Origin of the sequence: Corallococcus sp. CA041A, assembly GCF_003612075.1 — a bacterium.
Lineage (GTDB): Bacteria > Myxococcota > Myxococcia > Myxococcales > Myxococcaceae > Corallococcus > Corallococcus exiguus.
The window spans coordinates 16,251-32,021 of the sequence record NZ_RAWF01000105.1 but is presented as its reverse complement, the minus strand read 5'-3'; the positions used below and the strand labels follow the sequence as shown (position 1 = coordinate 32,021).

Below are 15,771 nucleotides of genomic sequence, written 5' to 3'. Positions count from 1 at the left end.
CCTTCGGACACACCGCGAACCCCGAGCCCCAACACGATGAGCGGATAGGTCACGGCGTTCGGGATGAGCCGGCGCAACACGTCGGTCACCACCGCAATCACCAGGGCCACTCCCAGAATCGTCCAAAGCGCGAGCTGAGCAGGTGTCATTCGGCACCTGCTCCCATGGGGAGCAGGCGACCCCCATCAAACAATGGAGGCCCCAAGCCCGTCAAATCCTGAACAAGGCCATCGCACCGTGGGGCCCCGCGTCATGCCGGCTTCAGTGGATGACGAGGCGGATCTTCTCGCTGCAGATGAAGTACTCGTCCCCGTCCTCGACCTTGCGGCGCTTGATGCGCTGCTTGTTGAACCAGGTCCCGTTCGAGGAGCCGAGGTCTTCGATGTAGAAGTCGCCGCCGTCGCGGGCGATGACGGCGTGCTCGCGCGACACCTTGCCGGAGTTGATGACGAAGTCGCAGTGCTTGCCACGGCCGATGACGTACCGGTCCTTGACGATCTTCTCTTCTTCGCCGGACTCCAGGACGAGGTAGAGCGCGGCGCCCTCCTCCTCATCCGGCTCCTCCATCGGCTCTTCTTCGGCCTCCTCGGGAGGCTCGTCCTGCATGTCGTCGAGCGGCGGCTCCTCCTGCTCCGGCAGGGGATCCTCCTCGTCCTCGATCATGTCGTCCGCGGAGGGCGGGGGCGGCTCGTTCTTGCCCTTGATGAGCCGCTCCAGCTCGGCGGCCGTCTCCAGGACGCGCTCGGCGACCTCGCGGCGCACCGGATCATTGTCCAGCCCGTTGGAGGACGGACGCTCCTCCACATTGCGCGCGGCTGCGCGTGCGGGCGGCGGCGCGGGGGCCAGCACCGGTGGAGCGCCCTTGGCGGCGGCAGGAGGCGGCGCGGCGGCAGGACGCGCGGCCGGGGCGGGCGTGGCGGCCGGCACCGCCGCCACGACAGGCTCGCCCTTCGTCCTCACGTCGATGAAGCCGTTGAGACGCGCGAACATGAACAACGCCTGGTTGATGAGCGCGTCGCGATCCGAGCCCATCTGCTGGGCCATCTCTTCGTACGTCTCCCACAGGTGCTCGGCGATGCCGACCTTGCGTGCGGGACGGGAGTTCTGATCGATCATCGGTCTTGGCTCGGGAAATGCTGGACGTGGGGAACGATAGCAGAGCCGCTCGGGCGCGCCCAGTTACTGGAACGCCCGGAGATACGTGAGGTTGTCCAGGTTGTCGGTGATCGACTCCAGGGCCACCTGGAGCACGCCGTCCGCGGAGGGGTACGCGACGTAGGCGAGACTGGCCCCCGCCACGTCCGTGGCCACCACGGAAGCAGGCAGGGTGTAGACCGCCAGGCCGCTCGACTGGCTGGTGTCCACGCCGAACACGTAGCGGCGGAAGCGCGGCAGCAGCGTCACCACGTAGCGGTCACCCGCCGCCAGCCGGCTCCCCGCGCCGATGGTCGGCGTCATCGTGAGCGACAACGGCGCGGGCACGAAGGTGGTGGGCGACTTGGGCGGCTCCAGGCCCAGGTCGAAGCCGTCCGGGTGGTAGTAGTAGTCCAGGAAGGTGGAGACCGTGTACGTCTCGTTGACGTTCAGCCGCTGCAGGTACGTGTCGCGGGTCTCCGCGCCTGCATAGAGCACGAAGGGCTTCACGTTCGGGCCCGCGCGCACGGTGAACAACGGATACGACGAACAGGGCTCCGCCGCGGCGACGACCGCGGGGTCGGACAGGTCCGGGAAGAGCCGCGTGAGGCCATTGCCCTGATCCTCCAGGCGCAGGATGGGGATGACCGCGGCGCAGGCACCCGCGTTGTTCGCCAGGATGATGGAGTCGCCGGCGCTCACGCCGCGGGCCGTCGCCAGGGTCGTCTCGATGAGGAGCGGAGGATCCTCCTGGGTCAGGTCGCGTGAGAGGCCGACCAGTCCGGGCAGCACGCCCTGGAAGACGAAGCGGTACGTCCCGTTGGGCACCGAGCCGTTGCAGAGAAACGCGGTGACGTTGGTCGAATCCGTCGCCTGGGGGCAGCCGGGCTGGACCACGGTGATGCCCTGGAACTGGTCCGTGCGCGCCAGCTCGTTGTTGTCACGCAGCTCCGCGACCACCGACGAGTTCAGCGGCGTGTTGTTGGAGTTGCGGTCCAGGTTGAACGGGCGCCGCTCGTCCGCGCGGAACAGGGTGATCCGCCCGTCGGACGACGGCATGATGCCCAGGAGCGGGATGGCGGTGAGGTAGGCCACGCTGTCCGCCAGGAGCTCGCGAACCTCCAGGCCCGTGCGCAGCGTGAGGCCCGTGGGCAGACCCGCGGACGGCCGCAGCGTCAGCATGGCCGCTCCGGTGATGTCGCGCGCGAGCACCGGCGTCGGGGACGGCTCCTCCACCGGCTTCGGCCCGTTGTCGAGCGCGATGACGCCCTCGCAGTCAGACGAGTTGCACGTCAGCTCATCCAGCACCACGAACACGAAGCGGCCCGCGGGCCAGGGCTCGACGCATGTCGTCGTCCCGTCTTCCGCGGTCTTCACATCCGTGCCCGGCGGGCAGTTCCCATCCCCGAGCTTGGGCTTCGGCACGCCGTAGCTGGGGTGCGTGGCCACCAGCCGCGCCGGGATGTCCACCAGGTCCGCGTAGTTGGGCACCGCGTAGGGCGCCGGACGCGGCCGCTTGTAGGGAATCTCCACGGAGGCCCCGTCCGCGACGACGCGCACGAGCCGGCTGGTGCCGGACACGTTGCGGATGGCGACCACCAGCGAGTCCACCCGGTCGGCCCGCGCGGGCAGCGTGAGCATGGACATCACCGTGTCCGCCGGCTTGAGGCAGAAGACGGGCAGCGCGGGAGGCAGCGTGGCCGCGTCGAAGCCCTCCGGGCCGGGCAGGTCCTGGCGCATCACCACCCCGCCGCCAAAGGGGCCGCAGAGCTGCTCGGCGGCCTCCGGGCGCGTCTGGAGCGCGTAGTACAGGACGCTCGGGGCGCCCTCCACCACCGGGGCGTGCGCGGCGAAGGCGGTGATGAGCTGGCCGGTCGCCAGGCGCGTCACCTCGTTGAGGCGCGCGCGGTCCGCGGCCACCACGGAGATGCCGCGGCCGCCGGAGCTGCGCGCGTAGATATACGGGCCGGACACGTCCTCGCCCTTGTCGTTGTAGCCCACGTCGCGGGTGAGCGAGTCGGGCCGCGCGATGACGGGGATGGCCAGGGGCTCCAACGGGTTGGGCGCGGGGATGAACTCACGCGGCGTGCGCGTCAGGTCCAGCACGCGCAGCTCATCCCGGTCCTGGGAGGTGACGAAGACGAGCTGGTTGGAGAGCACCACGTCGTACGTGCCGGACAGACCGGCGGCGCCCGCGGTGGAGGTGGTGTCGGAGCAGGCGAGCGCGAGGCTCGCGCCGCTCAGCAACAGGGCAGCAAGAAAGCCGCGCTTCAAGGTCAGTTCTCCTGGCACACGCTGGTGCCCTGGTTCGGATCGCGCTGCTGCTGGATGCCCAGCTTCGCCACCACCCGCGCGTCCTGGGGACGCGACAGGTCGGGGATGTCCACGATGGCCACCTGGCTGTCACCGAAGTTGGTCACGAACAGCCGCGCCGCGTTCGTCCCGGCGGGGTTGTCCACCGTCAGCCCGAAGGCCTGCGACGGGTTGCTGGTCTGGTTGAGTTCGTTGACAAGCGGCACCTGCGCCACGACCTGCCCGAGCGCCTCGTCGTAGAGGGACACCGCGCTGTCGCCGGTGCTCGTCACCGCGATGATGTGGGTGTCCGCGTTGGACGTGCCCGGAGTCCGCGAGATGATCTGCATGTCGCTCACGCCGTCGGGCATGGGCACCGCGGAGACCACCCGGAAGAAGGGCTGGGTGGCGGCGGTGCCCGGCACCGCGTCGTATTCGAAGTCGAGGGTGAGCAGCGTGTCCGGGCCGCGCGCCAGCATGTACAGCCGCTCGCGCACGAAGTTCGGACGCGCCGCCAGCTCCGCCGGCGTCACCGGACGGGGCACCACCCGCGCCGCGCGCGCCTCGCGGATGCGGTACTCCGACTGCAGCGAGGGCTCCAGGATGGTGCCGGGGTCGTTCTTGTCCACCAGCCGCAGCACGTAGTTGCCGGCCACGGTGCCGCTGATGCCGGCCACGAAGTTGCGGCCCGTCACGTAGAGGTAGCCCGCGCCCACCGTCACCGAATCCGAGCCGCCGTAGAGGTAGCCCTCGGGAGACAGCGAGATGAAGCCCAGCGAGTCCCGCGTGGGGTTGTCCAGCTTCAGCGTGGCCAGGTAGCTCTCGAAGTTGGTGCTGGACCTGGCGGGCGAGTCCGCCGCCTCCGAGTGCGTCACATACAGGTTGCCGCTCGCCTCATCCACCGTCACGCCGATGGGCGACGGAGCGCGGGGCAGGCCCGGCCGGCCCTCGTCGCTGAGGGACGACGGGATGTCCTCGGTGAGCGACAGCGCGCCGTTGCGGCAGTCCACGCCGCCCTGCACGCAGGTGAGCACCGGAGCGCCGTTGGCCTCCAGGCTCACGTCCACCGCGTTCAGGTTGTTGCCCTCCGCACGCGAGGGCACGAACAGGCGTGGCAGACCCGTGGCCGGGTTCACCCACATGGCCAGCTCACCCGCGAAGCTGCGGATCTGCACGAGCGACTCGTCCGCGGAGGACAGGTCCTCGAAGGCGAGCGAGGCGTCCGGGGGCACGCTGCCCAGGTGGGGCACCATGACGGTCTGCCCGTCCACCTGCGTGCTCAGCGTGTCCAGGTTCAGTGCCACCACCGAACCGGAGTCGTAGCAGTTGTCGAAGTTGGCGTTCGCGACGAACAGATAGCCGTTGCTCGCGGATGGCCCGCCCGCCGATGGAGGGCGCCAGAACGCCACCCCGCTGGGGTAGACAAAGCGGGTGGACGGAGGCGGGTTCGGTTCGGATTCAATCGAACACGCACCGAGGAGCAGCAGCGCGGGGGTCAGGAAGTAGAGGCGCATCAGAGGGGGGCGGAGTGTAGGAACGCGGCCCTGCGCCGGGCAACTGAATAGGGGGGCCACTATTCCCGGTCGCCTTCCCGCCGACATCCGCCCCCGTCCGGAAGGCGTGCGCCGCCCCCCTGGTGGGGGAACGGGCACGCTCCGGCGGTGAAGCGGCGGCCAGGCTCAGGCAGCGGCGGTCTCGGCCTGGATCTTGGAAAAGTCCGCCACCTGGTTGAACAGGGCGCCAATCTCCGTGAGGAACCGGATGCGGTTCTCCCGCAGGTCCTTGTCCTCGGCCATCACCATCACCTTGTCGAAGAAGGTGTCCACGGCGGGCTTCAGGCCGGTGATCTCCTTGAGCGCGCCGGCGAAGTCGTCCGCGCGCACGTGCGCGCCCACCTTGTCGCGCGCCTGGGTGAAGGCGGTGTGGAGGTTCTTCTCCGGCTCGTCCGTGAAGCGCTGCGGGTTGGTCTGCCCGCCGGCCACGTCCTTGCCCTGCTTCTCCACGATGTTGACCACGCGCTTGAACGCCACCGCAAGCGGCTGGAAGTCCGAGTGGCCCACGAGCACGCTCAGTGCCTCCAGGCGCTTCTTCGCCGCGACGAGGTCATCGAAGCCCACGGCCAGCACCGCCTCCACGACGTCGGTGCGGTGCTGCTCGCCCCACAGCGCCTTGAGGCGGCCGCGGAAGAACTCCAGCACCTGCTCGCGCGGGGCCGCTTCACCCGGCTTGCGCTTCACGTTGGCCAGCTTGGGGGCCAGCAGGCGCAGCGCCTCGTCCACCGCGGCGGAGAGGCTGAAGCGGTAGCCGCGCCCCAGCACGATGCGGATGATGGACAGGCACGCGCGGCGCAGCGCGAACGGATCCGCCGCGCCCGACGGAGCCTTGCCGATGGCGAAGATGCCGCACAGCGAGTCCAGGCGGTCCGCCAGGCCGATGAGCGCGCCCGCGTCCTGGGACGGCAGCGCGTCCTCGGCGCCGCGGGGCAGGTAGTGCTCGAAGATGGCCAGCGCCACCGCGTCGGGCTCGCCGCCTGCTCTCGCGTACTCGCGGCCCATCACGCCCTGGAGCTCCGGGAACTCGCCCACCATGCCGGTGACGAGGTCCGCCTTGGACAGCGTGGCGGCGCGCTCCACCGTGGCCACCTCCCCTGCCCTGCCCGTGGCCTGGGCCAGCCAGCCCGCCAGCGAGCGGAAGCGCTCCACCTTCTCCAGGTACGTGCCCAGCTGGCCCTGCCACACCACGCGGCCCAGCTTCTCCACACGGTCGGCCAGCGGCGTGCGGCGGTCCTCGTCGAAGAAGAAGCGCCCGTCCGCGAGCCGCGCGCGCAGCACGCGTTCGTAGCCACGCAGGGACAGCTGCGCGTCGCGCACCGGCGTGTTGGACACGGCGATGAAGCGCGGCAGCAGCTTCCGCTGCCCGTCCAACAGAGAGAAGTAGCGCTGGTGGCTCTTCATCTCCTGCACCAGCACCTCCGACGGCAGGTCCAGGTGGCGCGCGTCGAAGCTGCCCACCACGGGGCTCGGCAGCTCCACCAGGTTCGTCACCTGGTCCACCAGGCCCTCGTCCTCCATGAGCTGCCCGCCTGCCGCCGTCGCCGCGGCGTGCAGCTTCTCCACGAGCGACGCGCGGCGCTTGCCGATGTCCGCCAGCACGTGCGCCTTCTCCAGCGCGGACTCGTAGTCCGCGGGCGCCTTCAGCGTGATGGGACCCGGCGCGAGGAAGCGGTGGCCGTAGGTCGCCCGTCCGCTCTTCACGTCGCCGAGCACCACCGCCAGCTCCATGTCGCCCAACAGCGCTACCAGCCACTGCACCGGGCGCGCGAAGGACGTGTCCACGTCACCCCAGCGCATGGACTTCTTGAAGTTGATGCCGTGCACCGCGGAGTTCAGCGCATCCTGGAGGATGGCGTCCGCTGGGCGTCCCTTCTCTTCCACGCGCGCGGACACGTACTCGCCCTTGGCCGTCGTCGTGCGGCCGAGCGCGTCCACGGACAGCTTGAGCCCTTCGGCGAACTTCTCCGCCGCCTTGGTGGGCTTGCCCTGCGCGTCGAAGGCGGCCTTGGCACTGGGCCCCAGGACTTCCTTCGTCACGTCCTCGCCCGAGTCCGCCACGTCGCGAACGAGGACGGCCAGCCGGCGCGGCGTTCCGAAGGTGCGCACATCACCGTGCTTCAAGCGCGCGTCGGCCATGCGCTCGGTGAGCACGCGCTTCAGGTCCTCCAGCGCGGGCACGATGAACGACGCCGGGATCTCCTCGGCACCGATTTCCAGGAGCAGGTCACGAGCCACGGGCCACCTCCGTCTTCTCCTTCTTCTCCACGGGCTTGTTGAGCTGCACCGTCTTCCAGTAGTCGCTGGCGGGCTTGCCCTCCAACACCGGCGGCTGCTCGCCCACCGTCCACGGCGTCTTCGTCAGCGGGAAGCCCAGCCGCTCGCGCATCTGCAGGTAGCCCTCCGCGCACAGGCGCGCGTTGTCACGCACGCGCTTGATGAAGCTGGCGCGCTCGGTGACGGAGATGGAGCCACGCGCATCCAGCAGGTTGAACGTGTGCGAGCACTTGAGCGCGAAGTCGTACGCGGGCAGCGGCAGGTGGCGCTCGATGAGCCGCTTGCACTCCTTCTCGTACGCGTCGAACAGCGTGAAGAGCATCTGCGGGTCGGACTCGTGGAGGGCGTACTTGCTCATCTCCACCTCGTTCGCGTGGAAGATCTCGCGGTACTTCACGCCCTTGACCCACTCGATGTCGAAGACGCTCTCCACGTTCTGGAGATACCTGGCCAGGCGTTCCAGCCCGTACGTCAGCTCCGCGGCCACGGGGCGGCAGTCGAAGCCGCCGCACTGCTGGAAGTAGGTGAACTGCGTCACCTCCTCGCCGTCGCACCACACCTCCCATCCCAGGCCCCAGGCGCCCAGCGTGGGCGACTCCCAGTCGTCCTCGACGAAGCGGATGTCGTGCTCCAGCGGGTCCAGGCCGATCTTCCGCAGCGACTCCAGGTACAGCTCCTGGACGTTCTTGGGCGCGGGCTTGAGGATGACCTGGAACTGGTGGTGCTGGAACAGGCGGTTCGGGTTCTCACCGAAGCGGCCGTCGGCGGGGCGCCGCGAGGGCTGCACGTAGGCGACGTTCCACGGCTCGGGACCGAGCGCGCGCAGGAACGTGTAGGGGGCCATCGTGCCCGCGCCGACTTCCGTGTCGTACGACTGGGTGACGATGCATCCCTTGTCGGCCCAGTGCTTCTGGAGCGTGAGGATGAGGTCCTGGAAATACATGTTGGCGAGTCCTTCTCGCAGTGCGTCGAAGGCGAAGGCGGAACGCGGCGGACCCTAGTGAGGGGGTCCAGGAGCGTCAAGGACGGCGGTCAGTCCGAGTAGGCCGGGAGGTCGGCCAGTCGAATCTGCAGCTTCGTCACTTCTCCGGGGCGAATGGGAGCGGACAACAGCTTGCTCGTACCGCCGGGGTCCTGCGGGTCCACCACGCGCAGACGGTACGTCCCGATGGGCAGGGGGAATTTGATCAGCGGGGACGTGCCCAGCTGCGTGGCGCCGTCGAACACCGCCGCGTTCTTCGGCACCGTGTAGAGCGTCAGCCAGCCCAGGCCCGCCTTCGCCGCGCCCTTCGAGGTGGTCGTGTCGAGCACCTCCGGGTTCTCCACCTGCGTCACGGTGGTGACGGGCTCCGGGGGCCGCTCCGAGGGCTCGGGCTTCGCGGGGCGCGGCTCCACCTTCGCCACCGCGGGCGCTTCCGTCGTGGCGGCAGGCTTCGTCTTGCGTCCCCCCTTGCCGGCGGGGGCCTTCTTCGTGTCGACGGGCGTCGCGTCCACCACCGGTTCGGGCGTGGGCGGCGGCGCCACCACCGGCTCGGGCTCGGGCTCGGGGGTGGTCTTCTGGACGAAGCCCGGCGGAGGACCGGAGGGCTTCGGCGGCCACTGTCCGTTCGCGGCGGGGTCCACGGGCGGAGGCGGATCCATCTCCGCCTTCACCCACTGCTTCGCGGAGTCGAACGCCGGCATGAACATGCGGCGCACGGGTTCGAGCGTCGCCAGCCAGACCACGCCGCCCAGGATGAGGAGCAGGAACAACCGCATGCCCCAGCCGGAGCCCTCGCGAGCGGGCGGGGCCACGGGGGGCGCTTCAACGGACTCCTCTTCCTCCACCTGGCGTGAGGGCCGCGTGGTGCCGCGCACCGGACGGGCCTTGAAGCGCTGGGTCTGGAGCTCGCTGGGCGGATCCATCAGCCCGTCGGACTCGGCCGCGTCGCGAGCCTCGGTGGGCTCGGGGCGCGCGCTGGGACGGGCCCGCGAGGGCCGCACGGCGTCAGCGGGAGGACGGATGACCCGGGGAACGGGCGTCCCATCCGAGCCCGAGGGCCGCTGCGCTCGCGGCGTCACGGTGGGAGTGTTGACGCGAGAGGCGCGGGCCTCCACGGCCTCACTGGCGGGACGCGGGGTGGCGCGGGGCGCGGGCGCCGCGGACTCGGTCGCGGTGCGGCGGACGGGCGTGGGCTTGAAGGACGCCGCGACGTCCGCGGCTGGAGCCTCCGCGTGCGGAGACTGCACCTGCGCGGTGGCCGCGGCGGAGGCCTGTTCACCGCCCTCCTCCACCTGGAGCGCACCGGCGGCCTCGCTGACGCGGGCGTCCTCGGCGCGGCTGGCCAGCTCCAGGAGCGTGCGCGTCTTCTGGCGCTTCTCCTCGAAGAGCTCGCCCATGACGGCGGTCATCTGGTCTTCGTCGAACAGCTCGGAGCCCAGCGTGGCCTCGATGGCGCGCCCCATCTCCCGGCAGGTTCCGAAGCGCTGGGTGGCATCGCGCGACAGCGCCTTGAGCACCACTGCTTCCAGGGCCTCCGGCACGGCCGCGTTGAGCGAGCGCGGCGCGGGAATGTCCCCGTCCACGATCTGCATCATCACGGCGGCTTCGCCGGGCGCGTTGAACAGGCGCTGGCCGGCCAGCAGCTCATGGAGCATCACGCCCGTGGAGAACTGGTCGCTGCGGCCATCCAGGTCCTTGTTGCGAACCTGCTCCGGGGACATGTACCCGCTGGTCCCCTTCACGGTGCCCACCTGCGTGCGGCCCAGCTTGCCGCGCGCCTTGGCGATGCCGAAGTCGATCACCTTCACGACGCCGTCGTAGGTGAGCATCACGTTCTTCGGGGACACGTCGCGGTGCACCACCGCCACGGGGCGGCCCGACGGATCCATGAAGTGGTGGGCGTAGTGCAGGCCCAGGCACGTGTCGCGTATCACGCGCGCGCTGAAGCCCAGCGGCAGCGCGTACTTGCGCCGCTCCGCCATCTTCACCACCTGCTCCAGGTTCTGGCCGGGCAGGAACTCCATGGCGAGGTACAGCTCGCCGTCCTCCTCACCCAGGTCGAACACCTGTCCGATGTTCGCGTGCGAGAAGGCCGCGGTGATGCGCGCCTCGTCGAGGAACATCTTGACGAACTGGTCGTCCTTCTTGATGTCGGGGAGGATCTGCTTCACCGCCACGAACTTGCGGAAGCCACCGGGGCCGGAGGTGTACGCGAGGAACAACTCCGCCATCCCGCCCATCGAGAGGCGGGTGAGGATCTCGTACTTTCCGATGCGCCGCCCCCGGTCGGGATCGTCTCCGGCGACTCCCTGCGTGCTCATGGCAGGGCGGATGTTACCCGCCATGCCCTCCCAGGTCGATGACCGTCTTTACAGACGGCCCCCACCCCGGCCTCCGGAGCCCGGTGAAAGCGGATTAGGCGCCGAACCGCCGTCGCCGCACGTCGAGCATCCAGCCTTCGAGCGCGGCCACGGCCGACGGTTGTGGCTCCAGAGGCAACACGGAGGCCGCGTCCGCCGCGTCGAGCACCGCGAAGGCGCGCGTCACCTCCCGCTGCCACTGCTCGCTGAGCGCGTCGGTCAGCTCGATGCGCTCACCGCTCCGCTTGCGCTCCACCAGCGTGCGGGCTTCACCAAAGCCATACGGTTCCAGCAGGACGGTGACGTCCGTCTCCACTTCGCCCGTGCGCAGCGCATGCGTTCCGGTGAGCGTGGTGCGCAGCACGTACAGCAACTTCTTCACGGAGCGGAATCCGCTCTTCTCCCATTCGCGGAACTGCCCCTGCGCGAAGCCGCGGTAGTGCCGGTGGATGCGCCGCGACAGCACGGCCCGCACCAGGGGCCGCAGCGCCTCCAGCTCCTCCGGCAGGGCCCGCACGGTGATGGCACCCAGCACGCGCTCGATGTAGTTGCCGTTGCCCTGGAGGATGCCCAGCAGCACGGGCTGCAGCTCGTTGGACGAGTAGTCCACCTCCACGCCCTCCAGCACCTCCAGCCGCTCCGCCGGCACGTGCCGGGGCTGGAGGCCGAGGAGCGCGGCGGTGGGCGCGATGTGGATGGCCTTGAGGTCCAGGTCGCTGTCATGCGACGGGAAACCGTACGCATGCGCGCCAGACAGCGAGATGACCAGGTGCTCGCGCAGGAGGGACTCCGCGTCCAGCACGCGGTCCGCCATGCGCTCCTGATGTTCCGTCACCCTGCCCTTCATTCCGTCCCTCCTTCCAGCGCCGGAGCCTCCGGCGCGTCACGGCCCAGCGGTCCAGGCGTCTTCAAGACCCAGCGCCGAGCCACCTCGTCCCCCACGCGGCGCAGCAACTGGTCCGCGCGGGCGTAGTCCGGATGCTCCGGCAGCTGGCTCTCGCGGTGCGCGGCCTCCAACGCCGGAGCCATCGCCTCGGCGTCGCGCAGCACGTCCTCCAGGGGCACCTGTCCCCCCTTGATGTCGAGCAGCCGCGCCTTCAACGCCCCCGTCGCCTCGAACGTGGGCACACCGTCGCGCAGCCAGCCCGTCGCCAGCGCCACCAGCCGCAGCAGGTTGTACGCGTTCTTCGGCCGCAGCTCCCGAGCGGACGGAGGACGCTGGCCTCCGCCGCGCGCGTACGCCGTGAGCGCCGCGAAGTCGTTCGACGCGAGCAGCCCCTGGTCCCAGAGCGAGCGGTAGAGCTGCTTGACGTAAGTCTTCGCGGCGAGCACCGCGTCCTCGGGCGTGGGCGAGGCACGGGGAGACACGGCGGCCAGGCGACGGGCCACCTCGTCCAGGTCCGGCGTGGGCTCCTCGCACAGCCACGCGAGGAGCAGGTCGCGGTGCTCGGCCAGCCGCTGGCTGCGGGTGAGCTTGTCGAGCTGGCTCATGGCGTAGCGCCCGAAGCTGCCGAAGATGGCCTTGGAGACGAACGCCTCGCGCGCCTCCAGCACCCACGTGCCCAGTTCGTCCACCGCCGTCGCGCCAGGGACGAAGAGGGTCTCCAGCGTGTTCGGATCCGCGCGCAGCGCCTGCTCCACCGTCTTGCGGACCTCCCAGTACGTGGTGCTGCCATCCGCGCTCACCAGGTCCTGCGGTGGCTGCCCCAGGCCCAGCGTCCACGGAAGCGGCAGCGCGAACACACCGCGCACGTCCACGTCGGAGCGCTCATCCGCGAGCCCCCAGGCGTGACTGCCCACGCGCGTCTCCAGCACCACGCATGGTCGCAGCGCGCTCCAGGCCGCCTCGCGCCGCTGGGCGAACTGCACCTGTCCCGTGCGCCGGGGCACCAGCTCGTCGCGCGCGAACCACACCTCGCCCACGCCGACGATCTGCACGTCGAAGCCGCCGTCATGCGCGCGCACCACGCGGCCCACCACGCCCTGGGGGATACGGCGTCCCCCGGACGCCACGCGCTCCACGCGGGTCGTGACCTCGGTGCCATGCGGCAGGGGCACCGACAGCCGGTCGATCTGCTCCAGTCCCCGGACGCGAGCCGGGGCGGAGGAAGAAGCCTCACGGGTGTCGCTCATCGATCCCTCCTGGATGGGATGGTGGGCCACGCAGGACGCAGCGAAGCACGCGAGCCTGACCCGGAACGGCGCTTCCCGTCAGCGCGCGATGCGTCGCGTAGCGGGTTGAGCGGGCAGAAGCCCCTCCACTTCGGATGCAAGGGGGAGCGCCGCCACCGCGCCCAGCTTCGTCACCACCCGGGCCCCCACGCCCGCCGCGAAGGACATCAGCGCGACCAGCTCCTCGCGTGTCGCGCCCTCCAGCGAGCTCGCGTCGCCGTACCAACGCACCAGGCCGCTCAACATGGCGGACACAAAGCCATCCCCTGCGCCCGTTGTGTCCACCACCGTCACCTGGGGCGCGGGCACTGAGAGGACCTCGCCCCGCCAGAGGAACACCGCGCCGCGAGGTCCCAGCGTCACCACGGGCAGCCGCACGCCCCGCGCGGCCAGGACGTGCACGGCCGCCTCGGGCGAGTGCTCGCCTGTCGCGAAGTGGATCTCCTCCTCGGACAGCTTCACCACCGTGCACAAAGGCAGCATGCGTCCCAGGAGCGCCTGCAGTTCCTCGGGCTGCGTCCACATGTGCAGCCGCAGGTTCGGATCACAGCTCACCAGCATCCCGGCCTCACGGGCCAGGGTGAGCATGCGCACCATGGCCTCGCGTGCCTCCGGCAGGAGCAGGGAGTTGGAGCCGCAGTGCAGCACCTTCGCGCGTCGCACGAAGTCGCCGTCCACGTCGGAGTCGTCCAGCAGGAACTCCGCTGACCGCGTCCGGAAGTACGTGAAGCTGCGCTCGCCATGCGCGTCCAGCGAGACGAACAACAGGCCCGTGCGAGCGTGGTCCACCTGTCGCAGGCGGCTCACGTCCACGCCGTCCGCCGCCAACCGGTCGCGCAGGAAGTGGCCGAACTCGTCGGAGCCCACCACGCCCACCATCGCCGAGCGCAGGCCCAACCGCGCGAGCCCCACGGAGACGTTGGCCGGTGAGCCTCCCGGCGATGGCTTCCAGGCCTCCACGTCCCGCACGCGCGTGGCGCCGCCGGCCACGGGAAGGAAGTCCACCAGCGTTTCGCCGACACACACCACGTCCAGCGGCCCGGCCTCGTGCATGACAGCTCCCCCTGGGGACCGCGTGCTACCCGTCAGTCCAGGCCCACCTGCGCCATGAAGTCCACGCTCTTGAGCTTGCGGCCCACGTGGTGCGCGATGAAGACGTTGAGCAGGCCACGAGCCCGCGCACGGAGGTCCGCGGGCAGCGGCGTGCGTTGACCCTCCTGGAGCGAGCGCAGGCCGGCCAGCAGCGCCACCGGCACCGGCACCGAGTCACGCGCGCGTCCGCCACACGGCTCGCACACCGCGCCACCGTGGCCTTGGTCGAACCGGGGCCGCTCGCCGGGCTGACCGCCACACAGCGAGCAGGAGTCGAAGCGCGGCATCAACCCCGCCTGCGCCAGCGCTGCCAGCTCGAACGCGAGCAACGACGTGGGCCCGGCCTCCTTCGCGTCCAACCGGTGCATGTAGCCCTCCACCAGCTCGAACAGCTCCGGGTGCGGTTCGTGTTCGCGCGTGAGCTCGCGGCACAGTTCCACCGCGTACAGCGCCCGGGCGATGAGCGACAGGTCCTCGCGCGCGGCGTAGAAGCCCGTGACGATGTCCGCCGAATCGATGCGCACCGTGCTGCCGCGCGTCTCCACCAGTTGCACGCGCAGCCGCATGAACGGCTCCAGCGCTCCCGCGAACCGGCGCTTGCTCTTGCGCGCGCCCGCGGCGAACGCGGTCAGCTTGCCGTGCTCGCGCGTGAGCAGCGTCACCAGCCGGTCGGACTCACCGTAGTCCACCGTGGACAGCACGAACGCGTCGTCGGCGTACCGCTCCATGATCCCTCGTCAACGCGCGGCGGGAGGCGGAAGCTTCCCGGACAGCACCAGGAACAGCCCCGCGCCCAGGAGCACGACCGCCAGGAGGATGGCCAGGATGACGTACGCCCGCTTGCGGCGCGCCTTCTCGAGCTGCGCCGGAGAAGGCGCGGGCACCGCCCGGTCCACCTCCTCGTAGCGCAGCACCGCTTCCTCCGGCGACAGGCCGATGACCTGCGCGTACGCGCGGATGTAGTTCAGCACGAACACGCGCTCGGGCAGCCGCTCCACCTGCCCCGCCTCCAGCGCCGCGACGAGGCTGGGGGGAATCTTCGTCTCCCGGGAGACGTCCTCGCGCGACATGCCGCGAAGCTCGCGCTGCTGGCTGAGGTATTTGCCGAAGTCGACGTGGTCCACGGTCTTTCGGGGCCCCCGCGGCTAGAGGTGGTCCAGCAGTGAGCGGCAATCGTCCTTGAGCACCTGCTCGTTGGACTGGGCCTTGGCCTCGCAGCCCGCGAACGCCTTCTTCGCCTCCTCCACCCGCCCGAGCTTCGCCTGGCACACGCCTTCGCGCTGGTAGGCCTCCGCCACTTCGGGGCACTTCTCACGGTAGTGGGCGAACTGCCGGCACGCCTCCTCCGTCTTGCCCGTCTCGTCGTAGATGATGCCCAGGTTCTTGTAGCCCAGGCAGAAGTCCGGGTTGGTGGTGATGGCGGCCTTGATGTTCTGCACCGCGTTCGCCGTGTCGCCCTTCTTGTAGAGCGCCCAACCCAGGTTCCCCTGCGCGGAGTAGCCGTGGCGGTACTGCATGTCGTTGAGCGACTCTTCGTACAGCTTGATGGCGTCGTCGTAGCGGCCCTGATCCAGGCGCAGGTTGCCCAGGTTGGTGCGCGCGTCGGAGAAGGACGGCCGCAGCGTCAGCGCCTTCTCGTAGTGGGCCGAAGCCTCGTCGAGCCGCCGGAAGGACAGGTGCAGCAGCAGGCCCACCGCGTTGTGGGCCTCCGGGTTGCCCGGGTTCAGCTCCAGCGCCTTCTGGTACTCCGCGAGCGCGTCCTGCACATGGCCGTGCTGCTGCGCCTGCACGCCCAGGTCGTAGTGGATCTCCGAGCCCTGGCGCTCCTTCTCCGTGGGGACGTGCGCACAGCCCGCCGACGCGAGCGCGAACGCTAGGAAGCAGGAGGAAGTGATGCGGAACATGGGTGCCA

At 70.2% G+C, this 15,771-nt stretch carries 12 protein-coding genes and 1 pseudogene; all 13 read right to left on the bottom strand.

Annotation, left to right across the window (positions count from 1 at the left end; genetic code table 11):
* Positions 1 to 149: pseudogene (locus tag D7V77_RS19965) on the bottom strand (prepilin peptidase); the annotation flags it as partial.
* A gap of 112 nt (positions 150 to 261) precedes the next feature.
* Positions 262 to 1,116, bottom strand: coding sequence for an FHA domain-containing protein (locus tag D7V77_RS19960; protein ID WP_120577879.1), 855 nt, complete (start codon positions 1,114 to 1,116; stop codon positions 262 to 264).
* 63 nt (positions 1,117 to 1,179) lie between these two features.
* Entirely contained in the window at positions 1,180 to 3,408 is a 2,229-nt protein-coding gene (locus tag D7V77_RS19955; protein ID WP_147452107.1) for a hypothetical protein, read from the bottom strand.
* 2 nt (positions 3,409 to 3,410) lie between these two features.
* Complete coding sequence (locus D7V77_RS19950; RefSeq protein WP_120577877.1) at positions 3,411 to 4,940, bottom strand: hypothetical protein; 1,530 nt, start codon at positions 4,938 to 4,940, stop codon at positions 3,411 to 3,413.
* A 165-nt stretch (positions 4,941 to 5,105) separates the two neighbouring features.
* A complete protein-coding gene (gene glyS, locus D7V77_RS19945) occupies positions 5,106 to 7,214 on the bottom strand; it encodes a glycine--tRNA ligase subunit beta (RefSeq protein WP_120577876.1) in 2,109 nt (702 codons plus the stop codon).
* A complete protein-coding gene (glyQ, locus tag D7V77_RS19940) occupies positions 7,204 to 8,196 on the bottom strand; it encodes a glycine--tRNA ligase subunit alpha (RefSeq protein ID WP_120577875.1) in 993 nt (330 codons plus the stop codon). Before glyQ ends, glyS begins: the two co-directional genes overlap by 11 nt.
* 89 nt (positions 8,197 to 8,285) lie before the next feature.
* On the bottom strand, positions 8,286 to 10,556 hold the full coding sequence (locus tag D7V77_RS19935; protein WP_120577874.1) for a serine/threonine-protein kinase: 2,271 nt from the start codon (positions 10,554 to 10,556) through the stop codon (positions 8,286 to 8,288).
* Positions 10,557 to 10,650: 94 nt separating this feature from the next.
* Positions 10,651 to 11,442 carry a nucleotidyltransferase domain-containing protein gene (locus tag D7V77_RS19930; protein ID WP_172808449.1) on the bottom strand — a complete coding sequence of 264 codons (792 nt, stop codon included), beginning with the start codon at positions 11,440 to 11,442 and terminating at the stop codon, positions 10,651 to 10,653.
* Positions 11,439 to 12,728 (bottom strand): nucleotidyltransferase domain-containing protein, encoded by a 1,290-nt coding sequence (locus D7V77_RS19925; RefSeq protein WP_120577873.1) that lies wholly within the window; start codon positions 12,726 to 12,728, stop codon positions 11,439 to 11,441. The genes D7V77_RS19930 and D7V77_RS19925 overlap by 4 nt, the downstream gene beginning before the upstream one ends.
* 78 nt (positions 12,729 to 12,806) lie before the next feature.
* Positions 12,807 to 13,820: a carbohydrate kinase gene (locus D7V77_RS19920; RefSeq protein ID WP_120577872.1), complete on the bottom strand. Its 1,014-nt coding sequence runs from the start codon at positions 13,818 to 13,820 to the stop codon at positions 12,807 to 12,809.
* Positions 13,821 to 13,852: 32 nt separating this feature from the next.
* Positions 13,853 to 14,587: a DNA repair protein RecO gene (gene recO, locus D7V77_RS19915; protein ID WP_120577871.1), complete on the bottom strand. Its 735-nt coding sequence runs from the start codon at positions 14,585 to 14,587 to the stop codon at positions 13,853 to 13,855.
* A 9-nt stretch (positions 14,588 to 14,596) separates the two neighbouring features.
* A complete protein-coding gene (locus tag D7V77_RS19910) occupies positions 14,597 to 14,983 on the bottom strand; it encodes a RodZ family helix-turn-helix domain-containing protein (protein ID WP_120577870.1) in 387 nt (128 codons plus the stop codon).
* A gap of 21 nt (positions 14,984 to 15,004) precedes the next feature.
* Positions 15,005 to 15,763, bottom strand: a complete 759-nt coding sequence (tgl, locus tag D7V77_RS19905; protein ID WP_120577869.1) for a social motility TPR repeat lipoprotein Tgl — start codon at positions 15,761 to 15,763, stop codon at positions 15,005 to 15,007.
* Between the last annotated feature and the right edge of the window lie 8 nt (positions 15,764 to 15,771).